This is a genomic window from Paenibacillus sp. 1SOY10 (assembly GCF_056836745.1).
In genome coordinates this window covers 12,381-28,577 of record NZ_JBXENK010000002.1, presented here as the reverse complement: position 1 = coordinate 28,577, position 16,197 = coordinate 12,381, and the positions used below count along the sequence as shown (strand labels likewise).

15 protein-coding genes and 1 tRNA gene are annotated in these 16,197 nt (G+C 49.4%); 2 read left to right on the top strand and 14 right to left on the bottom strand.

Annotation, left to right across the window (positions count from 1 at the left end; all coding sequences use genetic code 11):
• The first annotated feature begins 144 nt into the window (after positions 1-144).
• Positions 145-1,743, top strand: a complete 1,599-nt coding sequence (gene spoVB / locus AC1VOR_RS05945) for a stage V sporulation protein B (RefSeq protein ID WP_482616467.1) — start codon at positions 145-147, stop codon at positions 1,741-1,743.
• 18 nt (positions 1,744-1,761) lie between these two features.
• Here spoVB and AC1VOR_RS05940 read toward each other — a convergent pair whose 3' ends face one another.
• A complete protein-coding gene (locus AC1VOR_RS05940; protein WP_482617641.1) occupies positions 1,762-2,445 on the bottom strand; it encodes a DUF421 domain-containing protein in 684 nt (227 codons plus the stop codon).
• A 264-nt stretch (positions 2,446-2,709) separates the two neighbouring features.
• On the opposite strand from AC1VOR_RS05940, the gene AC1VOR_RS05935 reads away from it, so the two are divergent.
• A complete protein-coding gene (locus AC1VOR_RS05935) occupies positions 2,710-3,102 on the top strand; it encodes a TIGR04086 family membrane protein (RefSeq protein ID WP_482616466.1) in 393 nt (130 codons plus the stop codon).
• A 58-nt stretch (positions 3,103-3,160) separates the two neighbouring features.
• On the opposite strand, the gene yajC is transcribed toward AC1VOR_RS05935, so the two are convergent.
• The 13 genes from yajC to AC1VOR_RS05870 all read right to left on the bottom strand — a co-directional run bounded on the left by yajC (position 3,161) and on the right by AC1VOR_RS05870 (position 16,195).
• Entirely contained in the window at positions 3,161-3,466 is a 306-nt protein-coding gene (gene yajC / locus AC1VOR_RS05930; protein ID WP_482616465.1) for a preprotein translocase subunit YajC, read from the bottom strand.
• Between the two features lie 37 nt (positions 3,467-3,503).
• Positions 3,504-4,643 (bottom strand): tRNA guanosine(34) transglycosylase Tgt, encoded by a 1,140-nt coding sequence (gene tgt / locus AC1VOR_RS05925; RefSeq protein ID WP_059051863.1) that lies wholly within the window; start codon positions 4,641-4,643, stop codon positions 3,504-3,506.
• A 44-nt stretch (positions 4,644-4,687) separates the two neighbouring features.
• Positions 4,688-5,716 (bottom strand): tRNA preQ1(34) S-adenosylmethionine ribosyltransferase-isomerase QueA, encoded by a 1,029-nt coding sequence (queA, locus tag AC1VOR_RS05920; RefSeq protein WP_482616463.1) that lies wholly within the window; start codon positions 5,714-5,716, stop codon positions 4,688-4,690.
• Positions 5,717-5,724: 8 nt separating this feature from the next.
• The gene (locus AC1VOR_RS05915; RefSeq protein ID WP_482617639.1) at positions 5,725-7,773 is read right to left on the bottom strand and encodes a SpoIID/LytB domain-containing protein; all 2,049 of its coding nucleotides are present in this window, start codon (positions 7,771-7,773) and stop codon (positions 5,725-5,727) included.
• Positions 7,774-7,891: 118 nt separating this feature from the next.
• Complete coding sequence (gene ruvB, locus AC1VOR_RS05910; RefSeq protein WP_482616461.1) at positions 7,892-8,896, bottom strand: Holliday junction branch migration DNA helicase RuvB; 1,005 nt, start codon at positions 8,894-8,896, stop codon at positions 7,892-7,894.
• Between the two features lie 34 nt (positions 8,897-8,930).
• Entirely contained in the window at positions 8,931-9,554 is a 624-nt protein-coding gene (ruvA, locus tag AC1VOR_RS05905; RefSeq protein ID WP_482616459.1) for a Holliday junction branch migration protein RuvA, read from the bottom strand.
• The gene (ruvC, locus tag AC1VOR_RS05900) at positions 9,551-10,054 is read right to left on the bottom strand and encodes a crossover junction endodeoxyribonuclease RuvC (protein ID WP_482616457.1); all 504 of its coding nucleotides are present in this window, start codon (positions 10,052-10,054) and stop codon (positions 9,551-9,553) included. Before ruvC ends, ruvA begins: the two co-directional genes overlap by 4 nt.
• 221 nt (positions 10,055-10,275) lie before the next feature.
• Positions 10,276-10,878, bottom strand: a complete 603-nt coding sequence (locus AC1VOR_RS05895) for a BofC C-terminal domain-containing protein (protein WP_482616455.1) — start codon at positions 10,876-10,878, stop codon at positions 10,276-10,278.
• A gap of 229 nt (positions 10,879-11,107) precedes the next feature.
• Positions 11,108-11,578 (bottom strand): GNAT family N-acetyltransferase, encoded by a 471-nt coding sequence (locus AC1VOR_RS05890; protein ID WP_482616453.1) that lies wholly within the window; start codon positions 11,576-11,578, stop codon positions 11,108-11,110.
• 92 nt (positions 11,579-11,670) lie between these two features.
• Positions 11,671-11,744 (bottom strand) — tRNA-Pro (locus AC1VOR_RS05885).
• 90 nt (positions 11,745-11,834) lie between these two features.
• Entirely contained in the window at positions 11,835-13,634 is a 1,800-nt protein-coding gene (locus AC1VOR_RS05880; RefSeq protein ID WP_482616452.1) for a glycoside hydrolase family 2 protein, read from the bottom strand.
• A 249-nt stretch (positions 13,635-13,883) separates the two neighbouring features.
• A complete protein-coding gene (locus AC1VOR_RS05875; RefSeq protein ID WP_482616450.1) occupies positions 13,884-14,549 on the bottom strand; it encodes an ABC transporter ATP-binding protein in 666 nt (221 codons plus the stop codon).
• A complete protein-coding gene (locus tag AC1VOR_RS05870) occupies positions 14,546-16,195 on the bottom strand; it encodes an ABC transporter permease (RefSeq protein WP_482616448.1) in 1,650 nt (549 codons plus the stop codon). Before AC1VOR_RS05870 ends, AC1VOR_RS05875 begins: the two co-directional genes overlap by 4 nt.
• Positions 16,196-16,197 lie beyond the last annotated feature (2 nt).

The window sequence follows — 16,197 nt, the reverse complement described above, 5'->3', positions numbered from 1 at the left end:
ATGAGGTTGTTCAAAAAGTCACCTTTCCAGAATGAAGTTGAACGAACAAGTCATGAATGGGGACAGGTTCAACATATTCATAGAAGAGAGGCTTTGCCGCCTCCATGGAAAGTTCAAAAGCTGACGGGGGAAGAGGGAGTTACCTTGAATAAGCAAACCTTTATCCAGGGGACAATGATATTACTGGCGGCTGGAATCATCAACCGCATTCTGGGGTTTATACCGCGGATTATGTTGCCCCGAATTATCGGGGCCGAAGGCGTGGGTCTATACCAACTGGGCTATCCATTTTTTCTTGTCCTGGTCACAATCATCACCGGCGGAATTCCGCTTGCTGTCGCCAAGCTCGTTGCCGAAGCAGAGTCCTCGGGCAAACCCGAACGGGCCACGTCTGTATTACGGACAAGCCTGGTGTTTACTACTGCCGCCGGGTTCCTGTTTACCTTTCTCTGCCTGTTTGGTGCGCCATGGGTCACTCGTTATGTTTTGCCCGACCCTCGCGTATACCAGACTTTTATTGCCATGAGCCCCATGATTATTATCGTATCCATATCCTCTGTATATCGCGGCTATTTTCAAGGGAAGCAAGACATGATCCCTTCCGCGGTATCCTCCATCTTAGAGACTCTGGCCCGTATCATTGGTGTCCTTTGGTTCTCCTATCTCCTGCTCCCTTATGGGGTTGCTTACGGAGCAGCAGGTGCCATGCTTGGCGTTGTCGCTGGGGAAATCGTGGGGATGGCTGTCTTATTATGGCAATACCGAAGATTACAGCACCGGGAAAGCAAGCCTTTCTCAGGGGAGGCTACCCCGGGGGATAAGTCTAAGCCCCCGCCTTATGACGAGGTGGAGATGTCCCCTGGAAAAACACTTCGAAAAATTCTAAGAATTGCTATCCCGGTGACCGGAAGCCGTCTGGTGGGCTCCTTGTCCTACTTGCTGGAATCTATTACCACCGCGCGCAGCCTGGCCCTTGCTGGAATTTCCGTAGCGATTGCTACCTCCCAATACGGGGCCCTCCAAGGCATGATCATACCCTTACTTCTCCTGCCAGGTGCACTCACCTCTTCGCTAGCCGTTTCACTTGTTCCTTCATTGGCTGAGGCCCAGGCACGCGGAGATATAAGAACCATTCATCTTCGCCTGCACCAGTCTCTTCGATTGGCATTGGTAACCGGTGCTCCATTTGCAGCCATTATGTATGTACTGGCAGAGCCCATCTGCCAAATTGTGTACAACAACATCGAAATTTCGGGCATGCTTAAAATTATGGCTCCGTTCGCCTTGTTCCTGTACGCCCAGGCTCCCCTGCAAGCTACCTTGCAGGCTTTGGACAAACCAGGACGGGCCCTGATCAATACTCTTATTGGAGCCATTATCAAGATCGGACTTATTTTCTACTTGGCTTCCAATCCTGCTTTAGGCATTTATGGTGCGATTATCGCCATTATTGTTAATTTCGCTCTGGTTACCGTCTTGCATGGTTATAGTGTGTCCCGCTCATTGCGCTATCGCCTGCCCTACCTTGATATCACCAAGGTGGTTACTGCTATGTTCATCATGGCTGCCGTAGCCGATTATACCTATAACAAACTGGCTATAAGCTCGCATTCAGCCATTCAATTTATACTGTCTGCCTTGATCTCGGGATTATTGTACATCATCCTTGCCGCCATTATGGGCTTATTCGATCTTCATGATTTGAAAAGATTACCCCTTGTGGGTAAATGGTTTCGCCACTAAAAGCTCAGAATTCAAAAATTAACGGTATTCGTCCAAAGCGTTAATATACAGCTTCCCCGTATGATCAATGCTGCAGAAGAACACTTGTTTGAAGTCGGCCAGGCCTTTAGCCTGAATTTGCTGCTTTAGCCAAAAACGCGTCTTCCCGATTTGTTTCAGATTATCATCACTGACCTTGCCATCCATAATCAGCGGTAACGGTAATGCCTCAAATTGTACGTTCTTGAGGGCGGAACGAGACACATCCTTGCCCTTGTTCTTAGCCCCTTGGTTGGACTGATTGCTATCATTATTCTTAGGAATTACGCTAAGCTGCCCACTCGTTTCCAGCACTGCAAATTCGACATCTGCAATGTTATCAATCTTCTCGGAGCGGAGCTGCATCAGCAGATCGTCCAGATTGTAGCGTTGTTTCTTCATCACATCTTGGTTAATTTGCCCATTCTGAATAATTACGCTGGGCTTACCGTCGAACCACAGACGTATTTTGCGGTATCTCAAGGAAAGTAACGAGATGACAAGTTGAATCAACATCAACGTCAACATGGGAATGATTCCATCCGACAGCGGACGGTTCATATCTTCCAGTGCAAGGACAGCAATTTCCGCAATCATAATGGAGATGACGAAGTCAAAGATCGAGAGTTCCCCGATTTCTCTCTTGCCCATAATGCGCATCACGCCAAACACGAGGAAATACATCAATACGGTTCGAAAGATATGCTCGAAGGCATGCTCCACGGAAAATCCCTCCTTGGCTAGTCAGCGATCACCTTAAACGGCAGTATTCGTATTTTGGCTCCATGATCTTGGTTCCATGCGAGCTAAGGCTGCTCAAAATGCGGGACAAATGCCCTTTTTTCCCTAAAAATAATTGTCCACCTCTTGTACTAATGAAACAAGCTTGACCATAAAATGGGATATAACGTCAGTGAGCAAGTTTTAAAGACAAGGAGGACGATGTCCATGCATTTGCTTCGCCGTTTCTTCGGATTCCGTCTGACCCAACCTACGGTAGCGGGACTGTGGTACGGATTCTTGTGGATGATGATCGGGGCACTCATTTTATCATTACTGCTGCAAGGCGAGCTTGTAGAAGAACTGGAATTAGGTTTATTTGCCTATATTGTGCATGGGATAGCCGTATTCTTCGGAGGAATGGTATCGGGGAAACGCGCCCAGCAAAAAGGATGGTATCAAGGAACCTTGACTGGCTTCCTCTATGTGCTGTTGCTCCTTATCATTAGCTTCCTCGCCTTGGATCATTCCCTTGGCCTTAAGGATTGGCTGTTAATTTTACCGGGAATGATTATCGGAGCTTCTGGAGGTATTCTAGGTGTTAATTTAAGTCGCAAATAGGCAAAAAGGTACAAAAAAGAGCCTGAAAATCAGGCTCTTTTTGCTTTGCTCCCATCACTTAGGACGGATCTTTCACACTATGGCTGATCGCGCTACGATCAAAGGTCAGCTTGGTCACATCGTTTACACGAATAACCACCGTATCAGCCGTCATTTCCATAATTGTACCGTGCAATCCACCAATGGTGACGATTTTATCGCCCTTGTTCAGCGAATTCAGCATGGCTGTCCGTTGATTTTGCTTCTTCTTCTGTGGACGAATGAGCAAGAAGTAAAATACGGCAATCATGATAACGAATGGAATAATCATTTGAATCAATTGGCCGGCCCCAGCCCCACCTGGATTTGCTGCTGCATAAAACATTGAATTTCCCCCTTTCACTATTTACCTATGATCTTGCTTAGAATCCTTTGTCATTGCCAAACAGACCGTACTGCTCAAAGAACTCATCCCGGAAACTCAATAGCCGATCTTCCATAATCGCCTGACGCACCTTCTCCATCAGCTTGATCAAGAAATGCAGATTATGGTATGTAGTCAACCGTAGCCCAAATGTTTCATCAGCTTTGATCAGATGGCGCAAATAGGCTCTCGAATAATTCCGGCATGTATAGCAGTCGCATTCCGGGTCAAGCGGTCCAAAGTCATTGGCATACTGAGCATTCCTCACCACTAGCCGTCCTTGGCTGGTCATCGTCGTGCCATTACGCGCAATTCGGGTCGGTAATACGCAGTCGAACATATCGATACCGCGAATCGATCCTTCAATCAACGCATCCGGTGAGCCAACGCCCATCAGATAACGCGGCTTGTCCGTCGGCAGCAATGGAACGGTGTACTCCAGCACCTCATACATCAACGGTTTGGGCTCACCTACACTCAGTCCACCAATAGCATACCCCGGAAAATCCAGGGAAGTCAAATCTCTGGCGCTTTGCTTACGCAAATCCTCATGCATGCCCCCTTGAACGATGGCAAAGAGCCCTTGGTCATGGGGACGAGCATGGCTCTGCAGGCATCTCTCTGCCCAGCGTGTCGTCCGTTCCAACGAATTTTTCACATATTCATATTCCGCTGGATAAGGTGGGCACTCATCAAAGGCCATCATGATGTCGGAGCCTAGCGCATTTTGAATCTCCATCGCAACTTCAGGAGATAAAAACAGCTTATCTCCATTCAGATGGGAACGAAAATGAACGCCCTCTTCGGTAATTTTCCGCATCTCGCTTAGCGAGAACACTTGAAAACCACCGCTGTCTGTAAGAATCGCCCGATCCCAGTTCATGAATTTGTGCAATCCACCAGCCTCACGAATTATCTCATGACCTGGACGCAGGAATAGATGGTAGGTATTGCTCAATATAATTCGAGCTTCCATCTCCTTCAGTTCCTCGGGACTCATGGTTTTGACGGTGGCCTGCGTTCCGACCGGCATAAAAGTCGGTGTGTCAAAGGAGCCATGTGGTGTATGCACCCGGCCGAGCCGAGCCCCTGATTGCTTGCATGTCTTGATATGTTCATAAGTAATTGCTGGTGCCAATCTGATCAACCGTCCTCTTCTTTAAGTCCGAGTTCAACAACCTCTTAATAAATAAACATCGCATCTCCAAAACTGAAGAAACGGTAGTGATGCCGGATAGCCTCTTGATAGGCCTTCATGATATGCTCCCGCCCTGAGAGTGCACTCACCAGCATCACCAAAGTAGACTTGGGCAAATGAAAATTGGTAAGCATGGCATCTACAAGGCCAAATGAATAACCCGGATAGATAAAAATATCCGTCCAGCCACTGCTAGCCGTAATCGGTGCTGCTCCATATTTCTGCGCCACCGTCTCCAGAGTTCGCGCCGAAGTCGTGCCCACGGCAATGACTCTGCCGCCCCTGGCCTTCGTTGCATTCAGTTCCTCCGCCGTTTCCTGTGGTAACACGTAATACTCTTCATGCATCACGTGATCTTCCACTCGTTCAACCGACATGGGGCGGAAGGTTCCAAGACCAACATGCAAGGTAAGAAAGGCCACAGTGACCCCCTTCTCCCTGACCCGGTTCAGCAGTTCTTCCGTAAAATGCAGACCTGCCGTAGGTGCCGCTGCTGAACCTTCATGCTTGGAGTAAACCGTCTGATAGCGCTCGCGATCATCCAATATCTCCTTAATATAAGGAGGAAGCGGCATTTGCCCGAGACGATCCAGAATTTCATTAAATATCCCAGTGTAATGGAACCGCAAAATCCGGCCCCCCATATCACTTTCCGATTCCACTGTAGCTCGCAATTCCTCACCAAATACGATAACGGCTCCAGCCTTCAGCTTTTTTCCGGGTTTGACCAGCGTCTCCCAACGATCCTCGCCGAGACTTCTAAGCAATAACACCTCCGCCTTCGCGCCGGTATCCACTTTAATACCGAACAACCGTGCCGGGATTACTCTCGTATCGTTTAATACCAACGTGTCGCCGGGCTGCAAATAATCCAAAATATCTGAAAACTTATGATGCGAGATATCCCCATTTTGCTTATTTAAAGTCAATAAACGAGAGGCAGTACGATCAAGCAAGGGGGTCTGGGCAATCAATTCCTCAGGAAGCTCAAAATCATATAAATCCACATTCATTTATTTATTCATTCCTTAACAATAGTCACATTTTGGTAATAGTGTTGCAAAATTGCTTGGTGATCATACCCGGCATCGGCCATTCCCTTAGCACCCCATTGTGAGAGTCCCAATCCATGACCATTGCCATGGCCTACAAACATGAAGCGATTGCCAGACTCTACGACACGAGCCTGTTGATCACTTCCCATGACCACCATGCCACCGGAGCCTGCAGTTGTCTTGCCCGTAGCCGACAGGACCGTTGTTCCGGAAGCCGCCGCTGTCGTAGCCGTTCCTCCGGCACCTTGTACAGTATAACGTCCGGTCGGAACAATATCAAATAGCGTGCTGGGCAGTCCATTTAATGCGGAACGAAAAGCGTCCGGATATCTCACGTCAAGTACTTGTCCGTTAGCTTTAATTTGTGTAACCCTCCCTGATGGGCCACGCCCGGTAACCTCCAGATTGGAGATAACAGCAGGGGGTTCCGTTGTCGTCTTGCCCTTCAGTGTTTTCAGTAATTCCTCTGAAGTAAACGGGCCACGAGTCCAGGCATAGGTGCTGGACTCCTGGACTTTGTCCAGTACGATGGCCTGATCCCCGGGATTCAACTTGCCGATGGGTTCTACATCGGATTGAATCAACGGCAACTTGCGAACCATCACATTGCTGGTCGTTACCGTCAACTGCGCTAGTCCCGCCGAATTGGTTGCACTCATAGCGACATTGTCCTCACGTACATATCCCGTTAGACCGCCAGATAGCAATACATGATACCAGGATTTTAACGATGCCTGAGCTGCCGCGTCCTCCGTGCTGGCTACGCTGGCGTAGACGGAATTCACATTCCCCCATACCTCGGTGGCATCGGCTGTCATCCCACCGCTGTTCGAAGAGAAGATTCCTTCTACAATATTGCCACCCGCCACCAGCACTTCACCCGCTGTGCTATCAACGGCCTGGGTAATACTAGCCGCTTCCTGATTTGTACCATAGTATACCTGGCTTAAGGTGGTATCAACCAGTCCCGCCACCTTGAATTTATTCAACCCCGCATTATACAGGGCATAGCTACGAGCGGCAACGGCCTGAGCCTTAAGCGCCTCCTGCGGCCAGGAGGAAGGAACCTCTCCCGCCACCACCGAGTATAAATATTGCTCTAACGGCACTTCATTGACCAAAGCCAACTGCCCGTTCACCTGACTAATTTCAAATTCTCCACGATACTTGCGGTCGGAGCGTTCCACCAACTGAAGCGGAGCATTCCCCTCATCCCGAACTAGAAGCTTGGCCCCTTCTCCATGAAGCTCATAATGATTGACAGCGTATGGAGTATCCAGGTTTAAAGTTACATCCCGGTGCACGATCAAGGCTGGCACCGTAGACTGGACGGGAGTGAAGCTAATTCCCGGATGCTGGCTTCCCAAGCTGGCTTGCAATGCAGCTTGAGCAGCAGGAGTCACTGCTCCACCAACCCATACCGCATATTGCTGCGGTCCAGTCATCACGGCATAAGCTTCCCCTTGCCCATCGTTAAGAGTCCGGCTTAAACTCTCGGCCTCCCCTAGACTGGCAAAAGAACCAGCGGAGACGTACCATTCCCCACGAACCTCTGGTGTGCTGCCCCCGACGGAGCCGGCCAAAGTCTGTCCTACGCGGCCAACCGCAGTCTGCGCTTCCCCTTCATTGGCATAAGGGCCCGTATACACCCGGTATACCGTTCCACCAGCCCGTTCTACCGCATAGGCTACCGGCTTGTCCACGGTGCCTTGCAGCTTCTTAATTGCAGCAGCGACCGTCTTCCAGTCGGTACTCTCCAGTGCCTTCACCTTCAGGCCGTTAACACTAAAACGCACCGCTTCTCCTGCACTGAAGCGAACCCATGGCTCCCAAACGGCATTGACGGAGAATCCGGCCTCTGCTACGGCCGCCGTCTTCAAGGTCACTGCTGGCGCTGTTGATTTATAGGTGCTGCCGAGATCCAGGTACATGGCTACACGCACCATGGACGTATCCGAACCATCCGCCGATGCCGGAAGATGCAGCGCGCCAGCCAGCATCAATCCGGCCAGCATTCCTTTACCCCATTTGAACCATGTTGCTCTGCGTTGTCTTTCCTTCAAACCGATTCTCCTCCCTTATAACCCTAGCAAGATATATCCTTCCCTGACAGTTCGTCGCATTCGCCCCGACTTAAGGCGACTCGGGCAACGGCAATCCTAAATGCTGATAAGCAGCCGCTGTAACCATCCGCCCCCGTGGCGTCCGTTGCAAGAAGCCGATTTGCAGCAAATACGGCTCGTACACGTCTTCAATCGTCTGGCTCTCTTCACCGATGGTTGCCGCAATCGTATCCAGGCCCACCGGTCCTCCCCGAAAGCTGGTAATCATGGAGTGCAACATTTTATGATCAATCATATCTAGCCCCATCGGGTCAACCCGAAGCATCTGCAAAGCTTCCTTGGCTATGTCCATAGTAATGATACCGTCGGCGCGAACTTGAGCGTAATCGCGCACACGACGCAGTAAACGATTGGCAATACGGGGTGTCCCCCGTGACCGTAGTGCGATCTCTTCAGCCGCATCTCCAATCATCTCAATTCCGAATATATCTGCTCCTCGTGATACGATAAAACTGAGTTCATCCGTTGTATAAAACTCCAGACGACTAACTACACCAAAACGGTCCCTCAGCGGTGCAGATAACAGTCCGGCCCGTGTCGTCGCCCCAATCAGCGTGAATGGAGGCAAATCCAAACGCACCGAGCGTGCGCTTGGTCCTTTGCCAATCATGATATCAAGCGCAAAATCCTCCATGGCTGGATAGAGCACCTCTTCAACCGAACGGTGAAGCCGATGAATCTCATCGATAAAGAGAACGTCGCCTTCCTGCAGATTGGTTAATAGCGCTGCCAAATCGCCTGGTCGTTCAATCGCCGGACCTGATGTTGTCCGCAAGTTGACCCCAAGTTCGTTGGCAATAATATTGGCGAGCGTGGTCTTGCCAAGCCCTGGAGGCCCATACAACAAGACATGGTCTAGCGCTTCATTGCGCATTTTTGCTGCTTCAATATATATTTTCAAATTTTCTTTAATCTGATTTTGTCCGATGTATTCCGCCAGGTACCGGGGCCGCAAACTCAGCTCCACAGCCTGGTCGTCCATCATCAGGTTAGCGGAAATAATCCGGTCGTCCATGATGCTATTCGCGCCTCCTTTCCTACTTCTTCAATCATAACCCGGCATACAGTAGCTTCAAGGCCTTCTTCATCACCAGGTCAACTGCTTCGTCAGGTGCGATATCATCCTTCAAACGTTGCCATACCCGGTCGAGTTCTGTGTCGGTATAGCCCAGCGCCTTCAGCCCTTCCCGCGCCTCGGGCCATCCAGGAACAGCCGAGTCATTTGCCGCTTGCTCTCCAAGCTGCGGGGAACTGAATAAGGTGGTCTCACCCAGGCCCTCCAGCTTGTCCTTCAAATCCAGAATCATGCGTTGCGCTGTCTTCTTGCCAATCCCGGGTAGCTTGGTCAGGAACGCAATATTCTCCTGATGAATCGCCGCTACGACATGCTCGGGGCTTCCACCGCTCAAGATGCCTAACGCCACACGTGGTCCAATTCCAGTCACATCAATCAGCTTGCGGAATAGCTTCTGCTCCTCTCTGCTAGAGAAGCCGAATAACAAAATCGCATCTTCACGCACATGATAATGGATATAAATTGTCACGGCGTCCGCTTCCTTGGCCGCAAAGGCATACGGATTTGGACAGAACACCCGATATCCTATGCCTTGTACATCCAGCACCACATATTCCGGTTCCATATGGGCCACCTGACCCCGTAAAAAATCGATCATGAACGCAATACCTCATTTATTTTAGATTTTAAAGTGTATGAATGCGCGTGGCATATGGCTACAGACAAAGCATCCGCAACATCATCCGGCTTAGGGATGGCCTGCAACTTCAGAAACATCCGGGTCATCTCCTGCACCTGGCGTTTCTCCGCCTTACCATAACCTACGACGGCCTGCTTCACCTGCATTGGCGTATATTCCGACACAGGCAAGCCCTTTTGCACTGCCGCCAGCACCATCACCCCACGCGCTTGGCTAACAGACATCGCCGTAGTGACATTGCGGTTGAAGAAGAGCTTCTCCAGCGCCACCTCATCTGGCTTGTATTTATCAATTAATTGTACGATTCCTTCATAGACATGCAGCAGTCTTTCTTCCTCCGGGGTATGCGCTTCGGTCTGGATGCAGCCATATTGCACCGGCACGACCCTACTCCCCAGTTTATCGACGAATCCAAACCCCACAATGGCAATGCCGGGGTCAATTCCGAGTATACGCAAGGCTCATCTCTCCCTAATTGTTGCTGAACTCCTGTATGTTCCTGTGCAGAGCCCGGCCCTTCAAAGCGAACATATGTATTCACTTTATTATAGCAAAAGATCACGGCAATTGAGGAAAAAGTTTGTATTTGCCACCACCTGGCGTGCGTATACGCAAAAAAGACGTTACTCACGTAACGTCTCTTCTCTGTTAAGCTATTTGTTTCCCATGCTGCCTAGATTCACGGCCTGTCCTCCTGCTGCATAACCCTCTCCGAGGGTTCAATCGCAAAATCGCTAAAGGTCGAGAGTACACTATTATACTCCTCAACATCCTGAATGCGGATGCCCTGCTGCAATTGCTTGATGACATCGGCCGGCAACGCGCTCTCCATCATTTCCACATCCATTTGAAAAAAGGTGCGGATGACTTTCTCCTTCTTCGGCGGTCCTTCAAACAAGGTGAGATTTCCATCCTTGTCCATACCAATATATCCATTATCCTTACATATATCAGATAATCCGGTCACTCTCTCGTCAATCCAGACATCCCCTCCAGCGCCAAGTCGTCCCTCCCAGGCTGGATGCTGTTTGATCAAAGCGGTGATCTCCTGCGGCGTCATAATTCCGAGTACACTGCTCTCTTCCCCGCAAGTATATATTTTCGTAAAGTGAACGATGCGCGTACGGTTTTCTTTCTCCAGATCCAGCAGCCATTCCGGCGTTACCTCAGAAGCCGACTCTTGCCATAAGCTTAATGTCTCCATCGCCAGCGGCTCGCCTGTCATTAGTTCTTCCATCTGGTCGGATAAGGGCAACCCCAACCAGGCCATCAAGGCAACCATCGCACAAGCTCCTGTCGTCCAGATTGCACGTCTCCATTTTTTCCAACGTTTCTTCAAATGTTTTTTTATATGGAAGATACTCACCATGATCCCCTTCTATCACTCTTTATTCTTACTCTATATTGTGACCGACAGTCAGGGGGTTTATTCAATTCATACTCACTTGCGGCAACAAAAAACAACCCTCACCAAGAGTGGTTGTCTTTAATCGATAACAAGTTAATGCTATTTATAATTTGTTATCGGCTGCTGTCTTGTACCCAAGGAATGCTTGGTCATTTAGAATCATTGGAGTTACTGTACCTTCGTAAAAAGGGGTAGGTTCCCCGACGATTTCCCCACCCATCTTGCAGATGATGTTCACCGTGGCGTCCCTTGCATCCATATAAATATCCTTCACTTGCTGCGAAAATAAATCATCCAGCGAAAACCGGGCTAATTTCGTACCAATCTGCATGCCCCGGTACTCCTTACGAGTTGCAAATCTGCCCCAGTGCATTTCATGGTTTACTTCCCAGGCCGCTACGGCTCCCACCATGACGGAATCTACTAGCGCGCACCACCACTTAGGAGATTGATCAGCCGCCAAGGGAATCATGGCCGAAGGAATGCTCTGTTCCCCATGGAAGACGTCTAGTTGTAGCTGGTGAATATCCTCTAAATCGCTGGAGGTAGCTCTTCTTAAGATAAGTTTATCCATAATTACATCCTCTTGTTTTATGCATTTTCTCTATAAACAAAGAAAGAAGTCGATTTAGATACAATCAACTTCTTTCCATCTGAAGCTTATAATCGGGACGACACGATTTGAACATGCGACCCCCTGGTCCCAAACCAGGTGCTCTACCAAGCTGAGCTACGTCCCGCTATTAGGATGACTCCTTTTTTCTCTTTCGAAAAAATCAGGTCACTTTTCCTATTATAGCGAACGCAGGGAAATAGTCAAGAATATTTTTCTAATCTCTATAAATATGATGAACTCTACGCGTGTTGACCTCACGCACTTTGTCCAGTGATACCTTAGGCTCCCGCGTCTCCGTCAGCAGTCCGTTCACTTCTTCCTGCACATCGGTAATTTGCGTGAAGCAATAGCCGGCAATGAACGGAATGGCCTGGATGGCCCCTGTAATGCTACCAAACCGCTCCAGGAAGGCTTCCTCCGAATCAACCTGATTGCCATATCCCCAGCCGCTATTCGTACGGAACGCTATTCCTCCATATTCACTAATGATGATAGGTTGCCCCTGATAACGATACCCGTTCGCGAAGGGGAACTTCCATTCATTAAACGCACTATGATCTCCGGTAATGGAATCCTTATCCTTATAAGTCTCCAGGAAGTCCTCTCCGCGTTCTACATAATCATGCAGCGTAAGAATATCTGAAACCGTGTGCTCCCAGCCATCGTTAGTGATTACAGGACGATACGGATCAAACGCTTTGGTCAAATGATAGATCCCTTCCGTGAACTTCTGTTGCCGCACGTCATGCCCAACGTTCACGATTCCCCAAGATTCGTTAAACGGTACCCAGGTTATAATGCAGGGATGATTGTACTGCTGCTGAACGACCTCAAGCCACTCTTTGGTGAAGCGTTCTACCGCCTCATCATTAAATTCATAGGTAGCCGCCATTTCCGACCACACCAGCACACCCTTCACGTCACACCAGTAGAGAAAACGGGCATCCTCCACCTTCATATGCTTGCGCAAGCCGTTATAACCCATCTCCAGAATCAAGTCAATATCCTCAATGAGCGCTTCCTCAGACGGTGGAGTAAGATGACTCTCCGGCCAATACCCCTGGTCCAAAATTAGCCTTTGATAGAGCGGGTAATTGTTGAGCAGAATTTGACCATCCTTAATCGAAATTTTCCGCATGCCGAAATAGGAGCCTACCCGGTCGATTTCTTGCTCCCCATCATACAATACGAACTCCACATCAAACAGATTAGGTTTTTTAGGGGTCCACATGCTTTCCAGCCATGGGCCATTCGTTTCGTGCAATACGCTTGCTTCCGCTGTCAATCGGCTACGATTAACCGAGAGACTCCATGTAGTCACAGGCCGTCCCTTGAAAGTAATCTCCGCCTCCAGACGAAGGTTAGGCTTATCTTCCACCCCATGCATATGAAAATCAAAACGAACCATGTGGCGATCAATCTCCGGCGTAATTTTCACGGATTCGATCCGGGTTTGCTCTACGTATTCCAGCCAGACCGTCTTCCAAATCCCCGTAGTTTGAACATAAGAGGTTTCGAAATTATGCCCCGAATAACGTTGTTTGCCTCTTGGTTGCATTGGATTATGACCATCCTCAACCTTCAGCACAATTTCATTCTCGGCGTCCTTCACCAAGGAATCTGTGATATCAAAGGAAAATCTAGCGTAGCCGCCTTCATGTTCACCAACCCATCGGCCATTGACCCAGCAGGTTGCTTTATAATCAACGCCCTCAAAATGCAGAAGGGTTCGTTTTCCGTCTGCTTCAGGTGCAAGCTTCCATGTCGTACGATACCAGACTTGAGAATGAACCTCTTGATCATCAATCCCGCTCGCTTTTGTCTCATAAGTAAACGGAACAACTATTTTTTGAGCAGTTGGGAATTGGTCCATCCACCGCTGCGCATCTCCCACCTTAGAGTCATCGAAGCAAAAATCCCAAACTCCGTTTAAGTCCAGCCACTCCTTGCGAGTAAACTGAGGTCTCGGGTAGTTTTTCGTGTAAAATTTGGTTGATGGTGTGCCTGTGGTCATTAATACTTGGCCTCCCTGTTGATGTACAGTAGTCGTTGTTTTAATGGCTTATCCATTTATCTTTAGGATTATAGTGCTGTATGTATGAATAGTCAACGAAATATGTTCAGCAGAAAAATAAGACTTTTACCCTGAAAAATAGCGGGTTCCCCACCTCTTCAGCGAGAACCCGCTCCTGTGAATTTTAAGAGGATGTTCAAAAAGTCGTCTTTCCAGAACGAAGCTGTTCGAGAAGTGCATTCGACATCCTTAATGAGAAACTCCCTTTCCACTGTCCTTCGGGAGACGGAGAATTCGGCTACAGACCGCATCGATATCGGCTTGGTCATGAGACACTAGCAGACAAGTCATCCCTGCCTTCGCCAATATTTGCTTCAGGTCAGTACGGATGTCCGCTTTCAGATCGGCATCCAGATTACTGAATGGCTCGTCCATTAGCAGCACTGACGGCTGAGGGGCCAACGCTCTCGCCAATGCCACTCGCTGCTGCTGCCCACCGCTTAGCTCATGCGGATACCGCCGTTCATAAGCCTCCATCTGCACAAGCTCCAGCATTTGTTCCAAGCGCTGGCGCCGCAAATGCTTCTTGAGCTTATGTAGTCCAAAGGCAATATTCGCGGCTACCGTCATATTGGGGAACAGGGCATAGTCCTGGAATACCATCCCAACACCACGCTGCTCCGGTTCCATGAAGACCCGTTCATCCACCATCAAGTGTTCATCGATAGATATGCTGCCGCTCTCTGGCATCTCAAGTCCGGCAATTAATCGCAAGAGCGTACTCTTGCCACTTCCGCTGGCTCCCAGAATGCCCATGATGTCGCCCTGCTCCATTTGCAGCGTTAATCCGTCGATTACTGCGGGCTCCTTGGGACCAAAACGAAACGTTACACGATCAAGATGAATATAACTCATATGGACCTCCTCTCCGGGTTAAGGATGAACAACACCGTCACCAGCCCGATCAACACCAGTAGCAAGGAAGGCAAAGCTGCCTCAAAAACGCGTTCATCCGTAGCATACTGGTACGCACGGGTAGACAACGTATCGTAATTAAAAGGCCTGAGCAGAAGCGTAAGGGGTAATTCTTTAATAATCTCTACAAAGGTCAGTACAAAGCCGCTTAACAGCGAACCCTTTAACAGCGGAAGCTCCACGCGTATAAAGGTCACCAGACTGCTACGGCCAAGCGTCCTGGATGCCTCCGAGTAGGCACGTGGTATCTTCTCGTATCCCGACTCCAATGCACTGTAGCCTGTGGCCATATAACGAATAACATAACCCGTTAACAACATGGCCAGGGATAGGCTAAGCACAAGCGAGCCCTCGCTGAGTCCCAGCGACACGTACAGGGGAGACAGCCAGCCATCAAGCACGGTGAACACGGCAAGCACGCCAATCGCTATAATTGCCCCGGGCACAGAATATCCGGCGGATATTAGTCTGGCCAACGCTTGCATAAAAGGCGAATCGATCATGCGCACCGCCCGGGAAGACAGCAAAGCAACCAGTAGAATCAGACTTGTGGCAATTCCCGCCCCTTGTAAAGTGTTCATCGCCAGTTCAGCAAAGTCGGAACGCCATATCTTTGCCCCGTACTGAACAGACCAGGCGATTAACTGGACGAAGGGCGCGAGAAAAGCGAGCAGGAGAAGAAGCCCACATCCCATACATGCTACCCAAGCCGCAACTCCCTTCAGGGCCTTTGGCTTGAGCGGATGACCCTGGCTCGTAGTATCCGAATAGCGCCGATTGCGCCGCAGCCAATGCTCAAGGATGAACAGACTAATTACACCAACCATCAACCAAGCCGCAAGACGCATCGCTGACGCCATATCGTACATACCAAACCAGGTTTGAAAAATCGCGGTTGATATGGTCTGTACCCCAAAGTAATTCGCCACCCCGTAATCGCTTAACACTTCGAATACGACAAGCATCCCACCTGCCATAATCGCCGGTCTTGCCAGTGGCAATACAACCCGGATAAAAACACTAAGCGGTCGATGTCCAAGCAAGCGTGCATTTTCGATGTAAGAAGCACTCTGTCTCTCCAGGAAAGCCCGAGTAATCATAAACACATAAGGAAATAGGAATAAGGTCAATACGAACACGGCCCCGCGCTCGGACATGACCTCAATAACTCCTGGCGGCAGCACAATGCCGAACCGGTTACGAAGCGTTGCCTGAATCATACCGGTATAGCCGGTCATCGTACTGTATGTATAAGCGGCTATATAGGGCGGCATGGCCAGGGGCAGCGCAAGAGCCCATCTGAATACATTTCGCAGCGGAAACGTATACCCCACCACAAGCCAGGCAAATGCAACTCCTATGCAAACAGCAAAAAAGGCGGTCATAAGTACCAGCCTGGCCGATCCTAGCACATAATCCGTTAAGAGAAACTGCTTGACCGTGCTCCAATTGTCATTAGGGGGAAGGAACAAACTGAGCAGCAGATAAAGGATGGGCAGCAGTATAACTGCTGCCCCCATCATGCTGGTTACCGTCCATCCATTCACGTGCCGCTTGAGCATTCTAAGAAGCAGCGCTATTCTCATCG